This window comes from Streptomyces sp. SGAir0957, from assembly GCF_043523415.1.
Genome location: NZ_CP027293.1, coordinates 2492580 through 2508896 on the forward strand (window position 1 = coordinate 2492580; position 16317 = coordinate 2508896).

At 71.3% G+C, this 16317-nt stretch carries 17 protein-coding genes; 10 read left to right on the forward strand and 7 right to left on the reverse strand.

The window, feature by feature from the left end; translation table 11 throughout:
* Positions 1 to 2 precede the first annotated feature (2 nt).
* Positions 3 to 257, forward strand: coding sequence for an antitoxin (locus C1N81_RS16050; RefSeq protein WP_394429665.1), 255 nt, complete (start codon positions 3 to 5; stop codon positions 255 to 257).
* Positions 258 to 348: 91 nt separating this feature from the next.
* On the opposite strand, the gene C1N81_RS16055 is transcribed toward C1N81_RS16050, so the two are convergent.
* Both C1N81_RS16055 and miaB read right to left on the reverse strand, forming a co-directional pair.
* Positions 349 to 1107, reverse strand: coding sequence for a class III extradiol dioxygenase subunit B-like domain-containing protein (locus C1N81_RS16055; protein WP_394429666.1), 759 nt, complete (start codon positions 1105 to 1107; stop codon positions 349 to 351).
* Between the two features lie 47 nt (positions 1108 to 1154).
* A complete protein-coding gene (miaB, locus tag C1N81_RS16060; protein WP_394429668.1) occupies positions 1155 to 2687 on the reverse strand; it encodes a tRNA (N6-isopentenyl adenosine(37)-C2)-methylthiotransferase MiaB in 1533 nt (510 codons plus the stop codon).
* 168 nt (positions 2688 to 2855) lie between these two features.
* Between miaB and C1N81_RS16065 the strand changes: the two genes are divergently transcribed.
* The gene (locus C1N81_RS16065) at positions 2856 to 3851 is read left to right on the forward strand and encodes a TAXI family TRAP transporter solute-binding subunit (RefSeq protein ID WP_394429670.1); all 996 of its coding nucleotides are present in this window, start codon (positions 2856 to 2858) and stop codon (positions 3849 to 3851) included.
* A gap of 13 nt (positions 3852 to 3864) precedes the next feature.
* Here C1N81_RS16065 and C1N81_RS16070 read toward each other — a convergent pair whose 3' ends face one another.
* A complete protein-coding gene (locus tag C1N81_RS16070; RefSeq protein ID WP_394429672.1) occupies positions 3865 to 5298 on the reverse strand; it encodes a sensor histidine kinase in 1434 nt (477 codons plus the stop codon).
* 21 nt (positions 5299 to 5319) lie between these two features.
* Positions 5320 to 6006, reverse strand: a complete 687-nt coding sequence (locus C1N81_RS16075) for a response regulator transcription factor (RefSeq protein WP_394429674.1) — start codon at positions 6004 to 6006, stop codon at positions 5320 to 5322.
* Between the two features lie 263 nt (positions 6007 to 6269).
* Here C1N81_RS16075 and C1N81_RS16080 point away from each other — a divergent pair, with 263 nt between their 5' ends.
* The 8 genes from C1N81_RS16080 (at position 6270) to C1N81_RS16115 (ending at position 12865) form a co-directional block, all read left to right on the forward strand.
* A complete protein-coding gene (locus tag C1N81_RS16080) occupies positions 6270 to 7049 on the forward strand; it encodes an amino acid ABC transporter ATP-binding protein (protein ID WP_394429676.1) in 780 nt (259 codons plus the stop codon).
* 46 nt (positions 7050 to 7095) lie between these two features.
* Positions 7096 to 8013: a glutamate ABC transporter substrate-binding protein gene (locus tag C1N81_RS16085; RefSeq protein WP_394429678.1), complete on the forward strand. Its 918-nt coding sequence runs from the start codon at positions 7096 to 7098 to the stop codon at positions 8011 to 8013.
* A gap of 113 nt (positions 8014 to 8126) precedes the next feature.
* Positions 8127 to 8774: an amino acid ABC transporter permease gene (locus tag C1N81_RS16090; protein ID WP_356491110.1), complete on the forward strand. Its 648-nt coding sequence runs from the start codon at positions 8127 to 8129 to the stop codon at positions 8772 to 8774.
* Positions 8771 to 9715: an amino acid ABC transporter permease gene (locus tag C1N81_RS16095; protein ID WP_394429680.1), complete on the forward strand. Its 945-nt coding sequence runs from the start codon at positions 8771 to 8773 to the stop codon at positions 9713 to 9715. The genes C1N81_RS16090 and C1N81_RS16095 overlap by 4 nt, the downstream gene beginning before the upstream one ends.
* 216 nt (positions 9716 to 9931) lie before the next feature.
* Positions 9932 to 11590, forward strand: coding sequence for an FAD-dependent monooxygenase (locus C1N81_RS16100; RefSeq protein ID WP_394429682.1), 1659 nt, complete (start codon positions 9932 to 9934; stop codon positions 11588 to 11590).
* 114 nt (positions 11591 to 11704) lie between these two features.
* Positions 11705 to 11776, forward strand: coding sequence for a putative leader peptide (locus C1N81_RS16105; protein WP_355703528.1), 72 nt, complete (start codon positions 11705 to 11707; stop codon positions 11774 to 11776).
* Positions 11777 to 11879: 103 nt separating this feature from the next.
* Positions 11880 to 12452: a cupin domain-containing protein gene (locus tag C1N81_RS16110; protein ID WP_394429684.1), complete on the forward strand. Its 573-nt coding sequence runs from the start codon at positions 11880 to 11882 to the stop codon at positions 12450 to 12452.
* Positions 12449 to 12865 carry a rhodanese-like domain-containing protein gene (locus C1N81_RS16115; RefSeq protein WP_394429686.1) on the forward strand — a complete coding sequence of 139 codons (417 nt, stop codon included), beginning with the start codon at positions 12449 to 12451 and terminating at the stop codon, positions 12863 to 12865. The genes C1N81_RS16110 and C1N81_RS16115 overlap by 4 nt, the downstream gene beginning before the upstream one ends.
* Positions 12866 to 12913: 48 nt before the next feature.
* Here C1N81_RS16115 and recX read toward each other — a convergent pair whose 3' ends face one another.
* The 3 genes from recX to C1N81_RS16130 form a co-directional block, all read right to left on the reverse strand.
* Positions 12914 to 13729, reverse strand: coding sequence for a recombination regulator RecX (gene recX / locus C1N81_RS16120; protein ID WP_394429688.1), 816 nt, complete (start codon positions 13727 to 13729; stop codon positions 12914 to 12916).
* 3 nt (positions 13730 to 13732) lie between these two features.
* Positions 13733 to 14851: a recombinase RecA gene (recA, locus tag C1N81_RS16125; RefSeq protein WP_394429690.1), complete on the reverse strand. Its 1119-nt coding sequence runs from the start codon at positions 14849 to 14851 to the stop codon at positions 13733 to 13735.
* A gap of 181 nt (positions 14852 to 15032) precedes the next feature.
* Complete coding sequence (locus C1N81_RS16130; RefSeq protein ID WP_394429692.1) at positions 15033 to 16280, reverse strand: AI-2E family transporter; 1248 nt, start codon at positions 16278 to 16280, stop codon at positions 15033 to 15035.
* Positions 16281 to 16317: the final 37 nt, after the last annotated feature.

The following is a 16317-nucleotide window of genomic DNA, read 5'->3' on the forward strand; positions in this document are numbered from 1 at the left end:
CCATGGGCTTCCTGGACACCCTGAAAGCCAAGCTCGGTCCTGCCAAGGACAAGGTCTCCGGACTCGCGCAGCAGCACGGGGACAAGATCGACCAGGGCCTGGACAAGGCCGCCAAGGCGGTCGACGACAGGACCAAGGGCAAGTACAGCGACCAGATCCAGCAGGGCACGAGCAAGGCGAAGGACGCTCTGGACCGGCTTTCCGCGCCGGACGGCAAGGACGGCGGCGCTCCGCCCTCTCCCCCGAAGGCGTCCTGACGCCGCCCCCTGCTGTTCACCGCGCACGGCGACGGCCGCGAAGCCAGGGGAGCTTCGCGGCCGTCGCCGTTTTCTCATGGCCCAGAGCGGGCTATGTCCAGGAGGCCACGAAGTAGCCGACGCCGTAGGGCGCGTCCTCGTACAGGAGGCGGCTCGTGCCCTTGTCGCCGTCGCGGTCCGCCGCCAAGGTCGCGTCGTGGCCCGCTCCCCAGGCCGCGTCGTGGCCCGCCGCCCAGGCCGCGGAGAGCAGTTGCCAGGGTGCGCGGCCGGAGATCTTCAGCTCGGCGGCGAGACCGGCGTCGAGGCGGGCCAGGTAGCCGTCCCGGTCGCCCGTGCGCAGGGCCTCGGCGATCCGCGCGTCGACGCCTTCGGCCCGCTCGTCCAGGTAGCCGGGGGCCTTCACGCTGCGGCAGGCGGTGCCGTCGCCCATGACGAGCAGGCCGACGCGGTCGGCCGGGGAGGCGAGGTCCGTGACGTCGGTGGCGGGCCCGGAGCGGTCCGGTGCCACCTCCAGGCCCAGCACGGGGCCTTCCCAGCCCACCCGCGCGAGCAGCCACGCGCCGACGCTCAGGGACGGGGGCAGCACGGGAGCTCCGGACCCCGGTGCGGCGCCGAGAGCCACCTCGACGTCGACGCCGAAGGGGCGGAAGGAGCCGCGGGAGCCCGCCTCGTGGCGCGCGTCACGCGTGCCCTGGCCGACGACCACGACCCGCTGCGGGGCGGCCGCGAGAAGCGCGCTCAGCGCCTCGTCGCACGCCTCCCGCGCGGCGTCCAGCTCGGGCGCGGCACCTGCCGCGACCTCGGGGACGAGCACGGGAGGACAGGGGCACACGGCTGCGGCGACAAGCATGATCAGCAGCTTACTGGGCGGCCCGTCGCGCGCGCCGTGCCGTGCGCTCAGTCGACAGCGCAGCCCCCGGTGACCGCCGGGAGCGGCTCGGGCACGCCGATCTTGGGCAGGCCGAGCAGGACGCCCGCCTTCTTGTCCTGCTGCTCCTTGGTGCGGCGCTCCCAGGCGTCGCCCGCGCGCGTGGGACGCACGTTCAGGACCGGGCCCTCGGCGAGCAGATGGTGCGGGGCCGCGTAGGTGATCTCCACGGTGACGACGTCGCCGGGGCGGACCTCCCCGTCGGGCTTGGTGAAGTGGACGAGGCGGTTGTCGGGGGCGCGGCCGGAGAGGCGGTGCGTGGAGCCGTCCTTGCGGCCCTCGCCCTCGGCGACCATGAGCTCCAGGACGCGGCCGACCTGCTTCTTGTTCTCCTCCCAGGAGATCTCCTCCTGGAGGGCGACGAGGCGCTCGTAGCGCTCCTGGACGACCTCCTTGGGGACCTGGCCCTCCATGGTCGCGGCCGGGGTGCCGGGGCGCTTGGAGTACTGGAAGGTGAAGGCGTTGGCGAAGCGGGCCTCGCGCACGGCGTGCATCGTCTGCTCGAAGTCCTCCTCGGTCTCGCCGGGGAAGCCCACGATGATGTCGGTCGAGATCGCCGCGTGCGGCATGGCGGCGCGGACCTTCTCGATGATGCCCAGGAAGCGCTCCTGGCGGTACGAGCGGCGCATCGCCTTGAGGACGGTGTCCGAGCCGGACTGCATCGGCATGTGCAGCTGCGGCATCACGTTCGGCGTCTCGGCCATGGCGGCGATCACGTCGTCGGTGAAGTCGCGCGGGTGCGGGGAGGTGAAGCGCACCCGCTCCAGGCCCTCGATCTGCCCGCAGGCGCGCAGCAGCTTGCTGAACGCCTCGCGGTCGCCGATGTCGCTGCCGTACGCGTTCACGTTCTGGCCGAGCAGGGTGATCTCGCTGACGCCCTCGGCGACCAGGGCCTCGATCTCGGCGAGGATGTCGCCGGTCCTGCGGTCCTTCTCCTTGCCGCGCAGGGCGGGGACGATGCAGAAGGTGCAGGTGTTGTTGCAGCCGACGGAGATCGACACCCAGGCCGCGTACGCGCTCTCGCGGCGGGTGGGCAGCGTGGAGGGGAACGCCTCCAGGGACTCGGCGATCTCGACCTGCGCCTCCTCCTGGACGCGGGCGCGCTCCAGGAGGACGGGCAGCTTGCCGATGTTGTGCGTGCCGAAGACGACGTCCACCCAGGGCGCCTTCTTGACGATGGTGTCGCGGTCCTTCTGGGCGAGGCAGCCGCCGACGGCGATCTGCATCCCGGGGCGCTGCGTCTTGCGGGGCGCGAGGCGGCCGAGGTTGCCGTAGAGCTTGTTGTCGGCGTTCTCGCGGACGGCGCAGGTGTTGAAGACCACCACGTCGGCGTCGCCGTCGGAGCCCTCGGGGGCGCGGACGTAGCCCGCGCCCTCCAGGAGGCCGGACAAGCGCTCGGAGTCGTGGACGTTCATCTGGCACCCGTAGGTGCGCACCTCGTAAGTCTTGGGGGCTTCGGTTGAACGGCCGTCCACGGCCGGACGCGGGTCACTGCTGCTCATGACAACAAGGGTATGGGGTACGCGGGACGGTTCCTCACAGGGTGCGAAAGGGTGCCCGCGGGGTGCGGGCCGACGCTCACCGCACCCGGGGCGGGAGGGGACGGGACCGGGGCGCGGGCCCGGCCGCCGGGCCTGGTCAGTCCGGGGCCGACCTGGCAGGATCGCGCCATGCCGCCCTCGCTGACCCGTGTCACCCGCCGCCACGCCCTGATGGGCGCCGCCGCGGGGATCGTGGTGTCCGCGCTGCTGCTGTGGTGGCTCCTGCCGCTGGGCGGTTCGGGGCAGAGCGGACGCGTCACGATCAGCACCGGCGCCCGTACCGGCGTCTACGAGAAGTACGGCAACCTGCTCAAGACGGCCCTCTCCCGCGACCTTCCCCGGCTGGATGTGAACCTGACCGGCAGCGAGGGGTCCTGGGACAACGTGGAGCGGGTGGCCACCGGCAAGGCGGACTTCACCATCGCCGCCGCCGACGCGGTCGCCAAGTACCAGTACGAGGACCGGCCCGGCGCCCTGCGGCTGCGCGGCTGCGCCCGCCTCTACGACGACTACATGCAGCTCGTGGTGGCCCGCTCGTCGCCCGTGAAGAAGGTCGCCGACCTGCGCGGCCTGAAGGTCGCCGTGGGCGGCGACCGGTCCGGGGTGCGCCTGATCGCCGACAAGGTGCTGCGCGCGGCCGGCCTGGACATCAACCGGGACATCACGCCCGTCGGCATCGGCATAGACGCCATGCCCAAGGCGCTCAAGGCGGGGCAGATCGACGCGTTCTTCTGGTCCGGCGGCCTGCCCACCGGCCACGTCGGCACCCTGTCCGAGGAGTTCCCGGTCCGCCTTGTCGAGATGGGCAGCCTCGTCAAGGCGCTGCACAAGCAGGGCGAGTCCTCCCGCTACTACCGGGCGGCCGTGATGCCCGCCGACGCCTATCCGGACGCCCAGCGGGGCGAGGCCGTCACCACGCTGGCCGTCGCGAACCTCCTGGTGACCACCGACCGCACCAGCCCCGAGCTGACCGAGGCGGTGACGCGCACGGTCATCGACAGCCGCGACCACATCGGCACCCAGGTGCACGCCGCCCAGCTCGTCGATCTCAGGACCGCCGTCTACACGGACCCGCTCCCGCTGCACGAGGGCGCACGCCGCTACTACCGCTCCGTCAAGCCCTGACCCCGGGGCGGGCTCACCGGGGCGGCGCCGAGCGCGGTACGCGCACCGTCACCCGGAGCCCGTGCGGTTCGCGGGGCGCGTACGCGATCGAGCCGCCGCCCGCCGTGAGCAGCGCCCGGGAGATGGACAGGCCGAGGCCCGAGCCCTTGATGTTCTGGTGCCGTCCGCTGCGCCAGAACCGGTCGCCGATCCGCGCCAGCTCCTCCTCGCGCAGACCGGGGCCGCCGTCGGCGACCTCGACGGCGGTCGTCTCCCCGTTGGCCGCGACCGTGACGGTGACGGTCTCGCCCGGGGGCGTGAACTTCAGAGCGTTGTCGACCACCGCGTCCAGGGCGCTGGACAGCGCGATCGGGTCGGCCCAGCCGGTCGCCGCGGGGCACTCGGCGACGAGCCGCACCCCCTTCTCGTCGGCGGCCCGGCGCCACGCCTCGACGCGCTCGGCGGCCAGCTCCCCGATGTCGGTCAGCTGGAGGTCGGCGGCGGCGTGCTCGGCCAGGGCCAGGTCGAGCAGGTCGTCGAGGACCCGGGCGAGGCGCTTGCCCTCGGCCCGTACGGACGCGATCTCCTCGTTCCCCTCCGGCAGTTCGTAGGACAGGACCTCGATGCGCAGCAGCAGGGCGGCCAGCGGGTTGCGCAGTTGGTGCGAGGCGTCGGCGACGAAGGCGCGCTGCTGTTCGAGCACGTCCTCGACGTTGTCCGCCATCTCGTTGAACGAACGGGACAGGCGCCGGAGTTCCGGCGGGCCGCCGGCCGCCGCGACCCGTGACTTCAGCCGCCCGGTCGCGATGTCGTGCGTGGTCGCGTCCAGGATGCGTACGGGGCGGAGCACCCAGCCGGTCAGGCGCAGGGCGGCGCCCACCGCGAGGAGCATCGCGGCGATCTCGCCCGCCGCGATGATCAGCCAGCCGCGCAGCGTCGCGGAGCGCATGGCGCCGGTCGGTGAGTCGGTGACGACGACCGCGACCACGTCGCCGTCGCGGATGACCGGCGAGGCGACGACGATGCGGCCCCGCTGCCAGGGCCACACCTGGGGCGGATCGTGGCTGCCGCGCGAGTACAGCGCCTCGTCGAACGCGGCGCGCACCTGGCCCGTCAGGGGCACGCGGAAGTCGGTGGGCGCCCGGCCCATCGGTTTCCGGTCGCGGTAGAAGACGCCCGCCCGTATGCCGTACACGTCGTAGTAGCGGGTGATCTCCTTCTGGAGCGTCTGCTGCCGCTCGTCCGCCCCCATCTCCACGTCCGCCTCGCTCCCGTCGGCCGTCCGCTCCTCGTCGGAGCGGGTGGTGACGAACTGCGCGAGCGAGGCGAACCGGGCCGTGTCGTCGATGCGGTCGACGACGACCTTCTGCTGCTGGGCGGAGGCCACGCTCACGGCGAGCGGGAAACCCAGCGCGAGCAGGACGCCCGCCATGAGGACGATGAGCAGCGGAAGCAGACGGGCGCGCACCCGGGGACTCTCCGGGGTCCGCTAGGCGACCGGCGCGACGAGCCGGTAGCCGACGCCGCGCACGGTCTCGATGAGGGCGGGCATACGGAGCTTGGAGCGCAGGGAGGCGACGTGCACCTCCAGGGTGCGCCCCGTCCCCTCCCAACTCGTGCGCCACACCTCGCTGATGATCTGCTCCCGCCGGAAGACCACGCCCGGCCGCTGCGCGAGCAGGGCGAGCAGGTCGAACTCCTTGCGGGTGAGCTGGACGACCGTGCCCTCCACCGTCACCTGCCGGGTGGGCAGTTCGATGTGGACACCGCCGAGGCGCAGCCCGGTCTCGGCCGCGGGCGCGCTCTCCCCGGCCGCGGTGCGCCGGCTCACCGCGTGGATACGGGCCAGGAGTTCACCCGTGTCGTACGGCTTGACCACGTAGTCGTCGGCGCCCAGGTTGAGGCCGTGGATGCGGGAGCGCACGTCCGCGCGCGCGGTCACCATGATCACCGGGGTGGCGGTGCGCTTGCGGATCTTGCCGCAGACCTCGTAGCCGTCCTGGTCGGGCAGGCCGAGATCGAGCAGCACGACGCCGAAGACGTCCGGCTCGGGGACGAGCGCCTGCAGCGCCTCCTCGCCGTTGCGCGCATGGCGCACCGTGAAGCCGTGCCTGGCCAGGACGGCGGACAGGGCCGCGGCCACATGGTCGTCGTCCTCGACGAGCAACAGTTTCATTCCGGCCCCCTTCCGCACCCCGGTCACTCCCCGGCCCCTCCGGGTTCACCAGGGCATCCACGCCGATACACGCGGACGCCGTCAAGGGCTTCCCGGCCCCGGCCGGGTTCCGTTATGCAGCCGGTACGCGGCGCCGCGTCCCCTTCACCCATAGTGTCCGCTTGCGGCCGGATCGTTATGCTCAATTTCCCCTCAGATGTAATGACGCTGGTCGCATGGCGTTTTACTGTCCTCCCAACCGAGGAGGATGGAGCAAGACCCCGATGACCGAAGTTTCGGTGACCAAGGACGCCACTCCCCCTGCGGGCGACGCGCTGGTCGCGCTGCGCGAAGTGAACAAGCACTTCGGAGCGTTGCACGTGCTCCAGGACATCGACCTGACCGTCGCGCGAGGTGAGGTCGTCGTCGTCATCGGCCCCTCGGGCTCGGGCAAGTCGACCCTGTGCCGCACGATCAACCGCCTGGAGACGATCGACTCCGGCGCCATCACGATCGACGGCAAGCCACTGCCCCAGGAGGGCAAGGAACTGGCCAGGCTCCGTGCGGACGTGGGCATGGTGTTCCAGTCCTTCAACCTCTTCGCGCACAAGACGGTGCTCGAGAACGTGACGCTCGGCCAGATCAAGGTCCGCAAGGCGGACAAGAAGACGGCCGAGGACAAGGCCCGGGCCCTTCTGGACCGGGTCGGTGTCGGCGCGCAGGCGGACAAGTACCCCGCGCAGCTCTCCGGCGGCCAGCAGCAACGTGTCGCCATCGCGCGGGCGCTGGCGATGGACCCGAAGGTGATGCTCTTCGACGAGCCGACCTCGGCGCTCGACCCGGAGATGATCAACGAGGTCCTCGAGGTGATGCAGCAACTCGCCCGGGACGGCATGACGATGGTGGTGGTCACGCACGAGATGGGCTTCGCCCGCTCGGCCGCCAACCGCGTCGTCTTCATGGCGGACGGCCGGATCGTCGAGGAGTCGGCCCCCGACCAGTTCTTCAGCAACCCGCGCAGCGACCGGGCCAAGGACTTCCTGTCGAAGATCCTGCACCACTAGTTCTCCTGGCCCCCTGCCGAATCTGCCGACATTAAGGATGTTCACCATGAAGCTCCGCAAATCCGCCGCGGTGGCGACCCTGGCCGTGCTCGCCCTGACCGCGACCGCCTGTGGCGGCGAGTCCGGCAACGCCGGTGACAAGCCCGCCGGCACCACCGGCGGCAAGAACCAGCCGAAGCTGCCCACTTACGAGGTCAAGACGGACGTCAAGGTCGACTCGGCGACCCTGACCAAGGCGCAGAAGGCCGGCAAGCTCGTCGTCGGCGCCAAGAACGACCAGCCCTACCTCGGCTTCGAGGACACGGACGGCAAGCGTTCCGGCTTCGACATCGAGATCGCCAAGATGGTCGCCGCCGACCTCGGCTTCAAGCCGTCCCAGGTCGAGTTCAAGACGGTCGACTCCAACGTCCGCGAGACCACCATCTCCAAGGGCGAGGTCGACCTCTACGTCGGCACCTACACGATCAACGACGAGCGCAAGAAGCAGGTCGGTTTCGCCGGCCCGTACTTCCTGGCCGGCGCGGACCTCCTCGTGCGCAAGGACGAGAAGGCCATCACCGGGCCGGACTCGCTCAAGGGCAAGACGGTCTGCTCCATCAAGGGCTCGACCCCGCTCCAGGAGATCAAGAAGCCCAAGTACGGCGCGAAGACCATCGAGCTGTCCAAGTACTCCGAGTGCGTGCAGCAGCTGCTCAACAACGAGGTCGACGCCGTCACCACCGACGACGCCATCCTCAAGGGCTACGCCGCCCAGCGCCCGGAGAAGCTGAAGGTCGTCGGCAAGCCCTTCACCAAGGAGCCGTACGGCGTCGGCATGGGCAAGAACGACAAGGCGCTGCGCGACGCGGTCAACGACGCCATCGAGGCGCACCAGAAGAACGGCGACTACAAGAAGGCGTACGACGCGACGCTCGGCCTGTCCGGCTCCGCGTACACCGAGCCGCCGGCCCTGGAGCGTTACTGATCAGCGCCTGAGGTTCCGTAGCCGCGGCGGGCGCGTCCTTGCGACGCGCCCGCCGCGCGGACCCTTGTCGCCCGTTCCCCCGTCGCCCGTCCGCCGCCCACGAGGACATCCCCGTGAACGTATTGCTCGACTATCTCCCGGAGTTCCGCGAGGGGTTCATAGGCACCGTCCTGCTGACCCTGGCCAGCGGACTTCTGGCGATGGTCCTCGGCGTGATCATCGCCGGTTTCCGTGTCTCCCCCGTACCGCCCCTGCGCCTGTTCGGCACCGCGTGGGTCACGCTGTTCCGCAACACGCCCCTGACGCTGCTCTTCCTGGTCGTCTGGTTCGTCATCCCGGTCATCTTCCTGCCGGGCCTGAACCCGTGGACCAAGGCGCTGCTCGCTCTCGGCTGCTACACCTCGGCGTTCGTCTGTGAAGCCGTCCGCTCCGGCATCAACACGGTGCCGCTCGGCCAGGCCGAGGCCGCGCGCTCGATCGGCATGACCTTCTCGCAGACCCTGCGCATGATCATCCTGCCGCAGGCCACGCGGACCGTCCTGCCGCCGCTCAGCTCGATCTTCATCGCGCTGACCAAGAACTCGGCCATCGCGGGCGCCTTCAGCGTCGCCGAACTCTTCGGCGTCCAGAAGCTGCTGAGCGACAAGGGCTTCGCGATCGGCTGGATCTTCCTGTGGGTGGCCCTCGGCTACCTGATCATCACCTTCGCCATCAGCGGTCTCTTCCGGCTGCTCGAGCGCCGCATGGGGGTCGCACGATGAGTGGTTCGAGCGTCCTGTACGACGCACCCGGCCCCAAGGCCCAGGTGCGCAACCGGATCTACACGATCGTCGGCTCCGTCGCGGTGCTCGGCGTCATCGCGTTCACTCTGTACCGGATGAACGTCACGGGCCAGCTGGAGCCCGAGGTCTGGAACATCTTCAACAACGCGGGTGTCCGCGCCAACATCCGTGACGGTGTCCTCACCACCCTCAAGGTGTTCGCCGTCGCCGGTGTGCTCTCCCTGGTGCTCGGCCTGCTCCTCGCGGTGGCCCGGCTCTCGGACCACAAGGCGGTCAGCTGGTTCGCGACCGGCTTCATCGAGCTGTTCCGCGCGATTCCGCTGCTGATCACCATCTACGCCCTGTGGGTGCTCTTCCTCACCTACAAGGAGAACCTCGGGGTCGTCGGCGACAACTCCGCCTTCTGGGCCCTCGTCATCGGCCTGACCGTCTACAACGGCTGCGTCCAGGCCGAGATCATCCGCGCGGGCATCAACGCCGTACCGCGCGGCCAGGTCGAGGCGGCGTACGCGCTGGGGCTGCGCAAGCCCCAGGTGATGACGATGCTGCAGCTGCCGCAGGCCGTCCGCGCGATGCTGCCGACGATGATCAGCCAGCTCGTGGTGACCCTGAAGGACACCTCGCTCGGCTACATCATCACGTACGACGAGCTGCTGTTCGCGGCCCGCACGATGGCCAACAACATCATCGTCAACGGGGAGAACCCGATCACCGCCGTCGTCATCGTCGTCGGCGCGATCTACATCGCCATGTGTCTGTCCCTGTCGGGCCTCGCCACCTGGATCGAGCGGCGCGGGCGGCGCAGCACCAGGAAGGGTGTGGCCGTGGCCCCGGCGGGCGAGCCGATCGTGGAGCTGTCCGAGATCGACCAGGTATTCGGCAAGGGTCCCGGCGGCGGAGCCGGCACAGGCGGCGCCTGACCGAGATGACGGTCCCTCATGGACCGTTCCGGTGTCACGGAGGCAGTGGCGTGATCGCCACTGCCTCCGTCACTTGACGCAAGCACCGGCAATGGGTTGCATACGCTCTGTGAACGTGCACCCCGCTCCAACTGCCCCTTCTTGTACGTCCAGTACGCCGCCCGCCCCGCGCGGGACGCTTTCCGGCGCACTTCGCGGGGCAGGAGGGGCCGCGCCGTGGATCCGGTGATCGTCGTCGGCGCGGGCCCCGTCGGGCTCACGCTGTCGCTCGCCCTCGCCCGCCACGGCGTCCCGTCCGTGGTCCTCGACGAGGGGCCCGGCAAGGACGAACCCCGTCCCGCCCGTACGGTCGTCCTGCGCGAGGACACCGCCGCGCTGGTCGAACGGCTCGCGGAAACCTCCTTCGACAGGGCCGGGTCGCGGTGGACGGGCTGGCGCTCCATGCGCCGCAAGCAGGAGATGCGGACGATCACCTTCGGTGAGGATCCTTCCGAGTCCGCCGGGCAGGCACTCGCGGCCCCGCTCCACATCGCCCAGCACGAGCTGACCGGCGCCCTGCGCGCGGCCGCCGCCCGGGAGCGGCTCGTCAAGATCTCCGTCGACAGCCGGCTCGACGCGATCGAGCAGGAGCGGTCCGGGCTGACCGCACACACCCGTGGCCCCAACGGCACCTGGTGGCGCGGCAGTTACCTGGTGGGCTGCGACGGGCCCCGCTCCACGGTCCGCAAACTCCTCGACATCCGCTTCCCCGGCCGCACCGCCGTCGAGCGGTACGCGGTCGCCGCCCTGCGCACGGAACTTCCGTGGCCCGGCGAGGCGTTGCTCCATCGGAGCCCTCCGTGGCGGACCTCGGGTCCGGCGGGCCCGGAGATCGTCGGCCGCCCCCTCGCCGACGGTGTCTGGCGCCTGGACTGGCTGCTGCCGCCCCGCAGCGACCTGGTCACCCCGGACGTCCTGGTGGCGCGCATCCGGGAGACCCTCGCGGGCTGGTGCGGCGGCTCCACCCCGCCATACGAGCTGCTCGACACCGGTGTCCACACCGTCCACCACCGCCTCGCCCGCCGCTGGCGCGTGGGCTGCGCCTTCGTCGCGGGGGATGCCGCGCACCTCCTCGGCGCACTCGGCACCCAGGGCCTCGACGAGGGGCTGCGCGACGCCGACAACCTCGCCTGGAAACTGGCCCTGACCTGGCACGACGGCCCCCACCCCGTCTCCGCCGCCCTGCTCGACAGCTACCAGAGCGAGCGCCGCACCGTGGTCGCCGCCCGGCTCCGCGCCGCCGACCAGGCCCTGCCGATACTGCGCGGCGGCAAGGGCCCCAGGGGTCTGCGCTCCTACGTGCCCGGCGGCGCCCGGGGCCATGACGCCCTGCTCACCGACGGTCATCTGGGCCTCGGCCCGCTCGGCGCCCCCGGGACCTACGCCGACTCACCGCTCGCGCCGCCGCCCTCCGACTCGCTCACGGTGGTGGGGACGGCGCCGGGCGCGCCGGTCACCGACGTCCGGGTGACCGCGCCGGACGGCACCTTCGTACAGCTCAGGGACCGTCTCGGCCGCGGGCGCCTGATCGTCCTCCTCGTCGCCCCCGGCACCGGGGTGTGGGAGCGCAAGCACTGGATGTCGGCCGGGCTCATGCCCCGCCTCGCCGCGGCCATCGCCGCGCTGCCGCACGAGGCCGAACTGCTGGTCGCGGAGAGCTACCCGGACGCCGCCGCGCACACGGTGCTCCTCATCCGGCCCGACGGGCATCTGGTCACCGCCCTGAGCGGGGTGCGCCCCGCCGAGCTGTACGAGGCGGCGCAGACGGCGCTCGGCGGTCCGGTGGAGGAGGCCGAGGGGGAGCCGCTGAAGACGACAGGGGCGCGCTCTTCCTGACCCTTCTTGAGCGGCCCTGGTGTCTTGCTGTCGGCTTTCCGGGGCCGCTTTGGACGTCGGTTGACCCGGATCCGTCACCATGGTGTACTCCGGAGCGTGACGATCGACACCGATGTGCGCCTGTGGCGGAGAGTCCATATGGACCTCGTCCGCTATGCGGGCTGCGTGTGTCGCCGGTCCTGCTGAATTCGCCGATCACGACCTTTTCCGCGTGCCCGCGGCGCGCTGCCGACCCACACCCGTCGGCCCCCGCGGCACGCGTCCTTCGCGAACTCCAGGACGGTGCCCCATGTCTTCTCCGATCCCAGCCACGCCCTCCCTCGTCTCGACCGAACCGACCGCGCCGGACCCGGTGGCCCCGGAGGCGGCCGGACCCAACCAGGCCGACCTGCTCGCCTTCGTACGCCGCGTCGCCGCGGACCGTGACCTCGTCGCCTCCCTGCCCCTCGATCCGGAGGGCCGTACGTGGGTGCGGCTCGAAGGCCCCGGCGGAAGCGAGGCCTGGCTCATCGGCTGGCCGCCCGGCACCGGCACGGGCTGGCACGACCACGCCGAGTCCGTCGGCGCCTTCCTCACCGCGTCGGGCGAGCTGAAGGAGAACGCGCTGGCCGCCCGGTTGCCCGCCGACGGCTGGAAGACCCTGGAACTGGACGAAGGGGTCGACCGAGAGCGCCGCCTGACGGCCGGTCAGGGCCGCGCCTTCGGCCGCCACCATGTGCACGAGGTGCTGAACGAGTCCCGCACGGAGCACGCCGTCTCGGTCCACGCCTACTACCCGCCACTTCCACAGATCCGCCGCTACAGCCGCACCGGCCCGGTGCTGCGCCTGGAGTCGGTCGAGCGCCCGCAGGACTGGCAGTGAGCACGGAGAGCCGGCGCCGGGTCGGCATCGACGCACACCTGGAACAGGTGCGGTCCGGGTTCGACCGGGTCGAGGCGCGGGACGCCTTCGAGGCGGCATCGCGCGGCGAGGCGCTCCTCGTCGACATCCGGTACGAGGCACTGCGCCGCCGCGACGGTCTGATCCCGGGCGCGCTGGTCGTCGAGCGCAACGAGCTGGAGTGGCGCCTCGATCCGTACGGCAGCCACCGCGCCCCTGAGGCGACCCACCACGATCTCCGCGTGGTGGTCGTCTGCAACGAGGGTTACGCCTCCAGCCTCGCGGCCGCCTCCCTCCACCAGCTCGGCCTGCACCGGGCGACGGATCTGGTGGGCGGCTTCCAGGCATGGCGAGCGGCGGGCCTCCCGGTCCAGCCGGGGACCGGCGCCGAGTGACCTGAGGGAGCGGGGCCGTCAAGGAGGGGCGCTGGAAACAGTGCCCCTCTACTCCCCGAACCCCAGATCCTCCGTCTCCTCCCCCTCCTCCTCCAGCGCCTGGCGCACCACCCGCAGCGCCATGCCCTCGGAGTACCCCTTGCGGGCCAGCATCCCCGCGAGCCGGCGCAGCCGCTTGTCGCGGTCGAGGCCGCGCGTGGAGCGCAGCTTGCGGGCGACGAGTTCGCGGGCGGTCTCCTCCTCGCGCTCGGCGTCGAGCTGACCGACCGCCTCGTCGATCACCGTGGAGTCCACCCCCTTGGTGCGCAGCTCACGGGCGAGCGCCCGGCGGGCGAGGCCCCTGCCGTGGTGGCGGGACTCCACCCAGGCGTCCGCGAAGGCGCTGTCGTTGATCAGCCCGACCTCCTCGAACCGGGACAGCACCTCCTGCGCCACCTCGTCCGGGATGTCCCGCTTGCGCAGGGCGTCGGCCAGCTGCTTGCGCGTGCGCGGGGCCCCGGTGAGCAGGCGCAGACAGATGTTCCGTGCCCGCTCCGCCGGGTCCCCTGACGGTTCCCCCCGCCCGGCCCTCGACGGGTCGGGAGGTCCGTCGTCCTGTGCGGTGCCGGACGGGTCCCCGAACCCGCTCCGGCGCCGGCGTCCGCGGGGCCCGGCCCCGCCGCGCGAACGCCCTCCCCCGCGCGGCGGCCCGTCCGCCGCACCGTCCCCCGTCCCGGCTCCGTACCCGTCCTCGCCGTACCCTGCCTCCCCGTACGCGGCAGTGTCGTGCGCGGTGTCGTCGTACGTCTCGTCGCCCCCGCGTCCCCGGCCCCGGGGAGCGGCGGGACGGGCGTCGTACTCGGCCCAGTCGGTTCGTCGCGTCACGGACTAGCTCTTGGCCGCGGCGGCCTTGGACTTGGCGGCCTTGGGCGCGGGCACCGTCTTGGCGGCGTCCTCGGCCGGGGCCGCGGTCACCGCGTCCGCCGCGGGCTCGGCGGAGGGCTCCTCCGGGCGGACCCCGACGCCCAGCTTCTCCTTGATCTTCTTCTCGATCTCGTTGGCCAGGTCGGGGTTGTCCTTCAGGAAGTTGCGCGCGTTCTCCTTGCCCTGGCCGAGCTGGTCGCCCTCGTACGTGTACCAGGCGCCGGCCTTGCGGACGAAGCCGTGCTCCACGCCCATGTCGATGAGGCCGCCCTCGCGGGAGATGCCCTGGCCGTAGAGGATGTCGAACTCGGCCTGCTTGAAGGGCGGCGCGACCTTGTTCTTGACGACCTTCACGCGGGTGCGGTTGCCCACCGCGTCCGTGCCGTCCTTGAGGGTCTCGATGCGACGGATGTCCATGCGCACCGAGGCGTAGAACTTCAGCGCCCGGCCACCGGTCGTGGTCTCCGGCGAGCCGAACATCACACCGATCTTCTCGCGGAGCTGGTTGATGAAGATCGCGGTGGTCTTCGACTGGTTGAGCGCGCTGGTGATCTTGCGCAGGGCCTGGCTCATCAGACGGGCCTGCAGACCCACGTGCGAGTCGCCCATCTCGCCCTCGATCTCCGCACGCGGCACGAGCGCGGCGACGGAGTCGATGACGATGAGGTCGAGGGCGCCGGAGCGGACCAGCATGTCGACGATCTCCAGAGCCTGCTCGCCGTTGTCCGGCTGGGACAGGATCAGGTTGTCGATGTCGACGCCGAGCTTCTTCGCGTACTCGGGATCGAGGGCGTGCTCGGCGTCCACGAAGGCCACCGCGCCGCCCGCCCGCTGGGCGTTGGCCACGGCGTGCAGGGTGAGGGTCGTCTTGCCGGAGGACTCCGGGCCGTACACCTCCACCACGCGGCCGCGGGGGATGCCGCCGACGCCGAGCGCGACGTCGAGGGCGGTCGACCCGGTGGGGATGACCTCGATGGGCTCGTTCGGCCGCTCGCCCATGCGCATCACTGCGCCCTTGCCGAATTGCCGTTCAATCTGTGCGAGCGCGGCGTCGAGCGCCTTCTCGCGGTCGGTTCCTGCCATGGGTTCCACCCGGTTTGCTTGTGTCGATCGCTTCACGTCAAAGACGCTAACGCCTGCCACTGACAATCGGCCTCGACGCCCGTCCGCCTGTGGATAACTCGAGGCACACCCATGAGAATGGATGTTCGATTTTGGTGTCAAGCGCACCACGCGGGGGCGCGCCGCCCGCCCCCGGAGGTGACTAGGGCGCGTTTCGATCCTCGGCGTTCGGCTCGTTCGGGCCCCGCAGGGCGCGCCGGGCGCGGGCCAGGACCGACGCCCCGCCCCGCCGGCGGTGGCCGTGCACCCGGGGGTCGTCGGTGACGTCGTACCGCTTCACGTACGCGCCGAGGAACGCCTGGAGCGTCGCCACGGCGGGGATCGCGATCAGCGCGCCCACGGCGCCGAGGAGCGCCGTGCCCGCGATGACGGAACCGAAGGCGACCGCGGGGTGGATGTCCACGGTCTTCGCCGTCAGCTTCGGCTGCAGCATGTAGTTCTCGAACTGCTGGTACACGACGACGAAGATGAACACCCACAGCGTGTACCAGGGGTCCACGGTGAAGGCGATCAGCATCGGCAGCGCGCCCGCCAGATAGGTGCCGATGGTCGGGATGAACTGCGAGACGAGCCCCACCCACACGGCGAGCACCGGCGCGTACGGCACCCCGAGCGCCTGCAGCAGGATGTAGTGGGCGATCCCGGAGATCAGCGCCATCAGGCCGCGCGAGTACAGGTAGCCGCCCGTCTTGTCGACGGCGATCTCCCAGGCGCGCAGCACCTCGGCCTGCTTGGCGGGCGGCAGCACGGAGCAGAGCGCGCGCCGCAGCCGCGGCCCGTCGGCGGCGAAGTAGAACGAGAACAGGGTGATCGTCAGGAGCTGGAAGAGGCCGCCGAGCACCTGGGCGGAGACGTCGAGGACGCCGGTCGCGCTGTTCTGGACGTACTTCTGCAGCCAGTCCGAGTGCAGCAGGCTGTCCTGGACCTCGACGCGGTTGAGCTCGGTGTGGAACGTGGAGTTGACCCAGCTGATGACCTGGTCGAGATATTTCGGGAAGTCCTCGACCATGTCGACGATCTGGCCCGCGAGCATCGACCCCATCAGCACGACGAAGCCCGCGCTCGCGATCATCACGGCGAAGAAGACGATGCCGGTGGCGAGGCCGCGGCGCAGGCCGCGCGCCGACATCCAGCTCACCGCGGGCTCCACGGCGAGCGCCAGGAAGAACGCGATCAGTACGTTGATCAGTAACCCGGTGACCTGGTGGAAGGCCCACGTGCCGAGCCGGAAACAGGCGATGAGGGTCAGGGCGAGCACCATGGCGCGGGGCAGCCAGCGCGGCATCCCCGCGCGCGGGAGCGGCGCCGGTCCCGGTGGTTGTTCGGGAGGCGTCGTGCCGGGCGGTGCCGCGTCGGCCGCCGGCGGAAGGGTCTCGTCTGTTGCTGCCACGGGGCCAGTCTCGCCCACCCCGCGGGCGATCGGTGAC

Coding starts and splice junctions, on each gene's coding strand:
- C1N81_RS16050 (WP_394429665.1), top strand. CDS start 3: ATGGGCTTCCTGGACACCCTGAAAGCCAAGCTCGGTCCTGCCAAGGAC.
- miaB (WP_394429668.1), bottom strand. CDS start 2,687: ATGAGCAGCAGTGACCCGCGTCCGGCCGTGGACGGCCGTTCAACCGAA.
- C1N81_RS16095 (WP_394429680.1), top strand. CDS start 8,771: ATGAGTGGTTCGAGCGTCCTGTACGACGCACCCGGCCCCAAGGCCCAG.
- C1N81_RS16080 (WP_394429676.1), top strand. CDS start 6,270: ATGACCGAAGTTTCGGTGACCAAGGACGCCACTCCCCCTGCGGGCGAC.
- C1N81_RS16055 (WP_394429666.1), bottom strand. CDS start 1,107: ATGCTTGTCGCCGCAGCCGTGTGCCCCTGTCCTCCCGTGCTCGTCCCC.
- recA (WP_394429690.1), bottom strand. CDS start 14,851: ATGGCAGGAACCGACCGCGAGAAGGCGCTCGACGCCGCGCTCGCACAG.
- C1N81_RS16110 (WP_394429684.1), top strand. CDS start 11,880: ATGTCTTCTCCGATCCCAGCCACGCCCTCCCTCGTCTCGACCGAACCG.
- C1N81_RS16075 (WP_394429674.1), bottom strand. CDS start 6,006: ATGAAACTGTTGCTCGTCGAGGACGACGACCATGTGGCCGCGGCCCTG.
- C1N81_RS16065 (WP_394429670.1), top strand. CDS start 2,856: ATGCCGCCCTCGCTGACCCGTGTCACCCGCCGCCACGCCCTGATGGGC.
- C1N81_RS16085 (WP_394429678.1), top strand. CDS start 7,096: ATGAAGCTCCGCAAATCCGCCGCGGTGGCGACCCTGGCCGTGCTCGCC.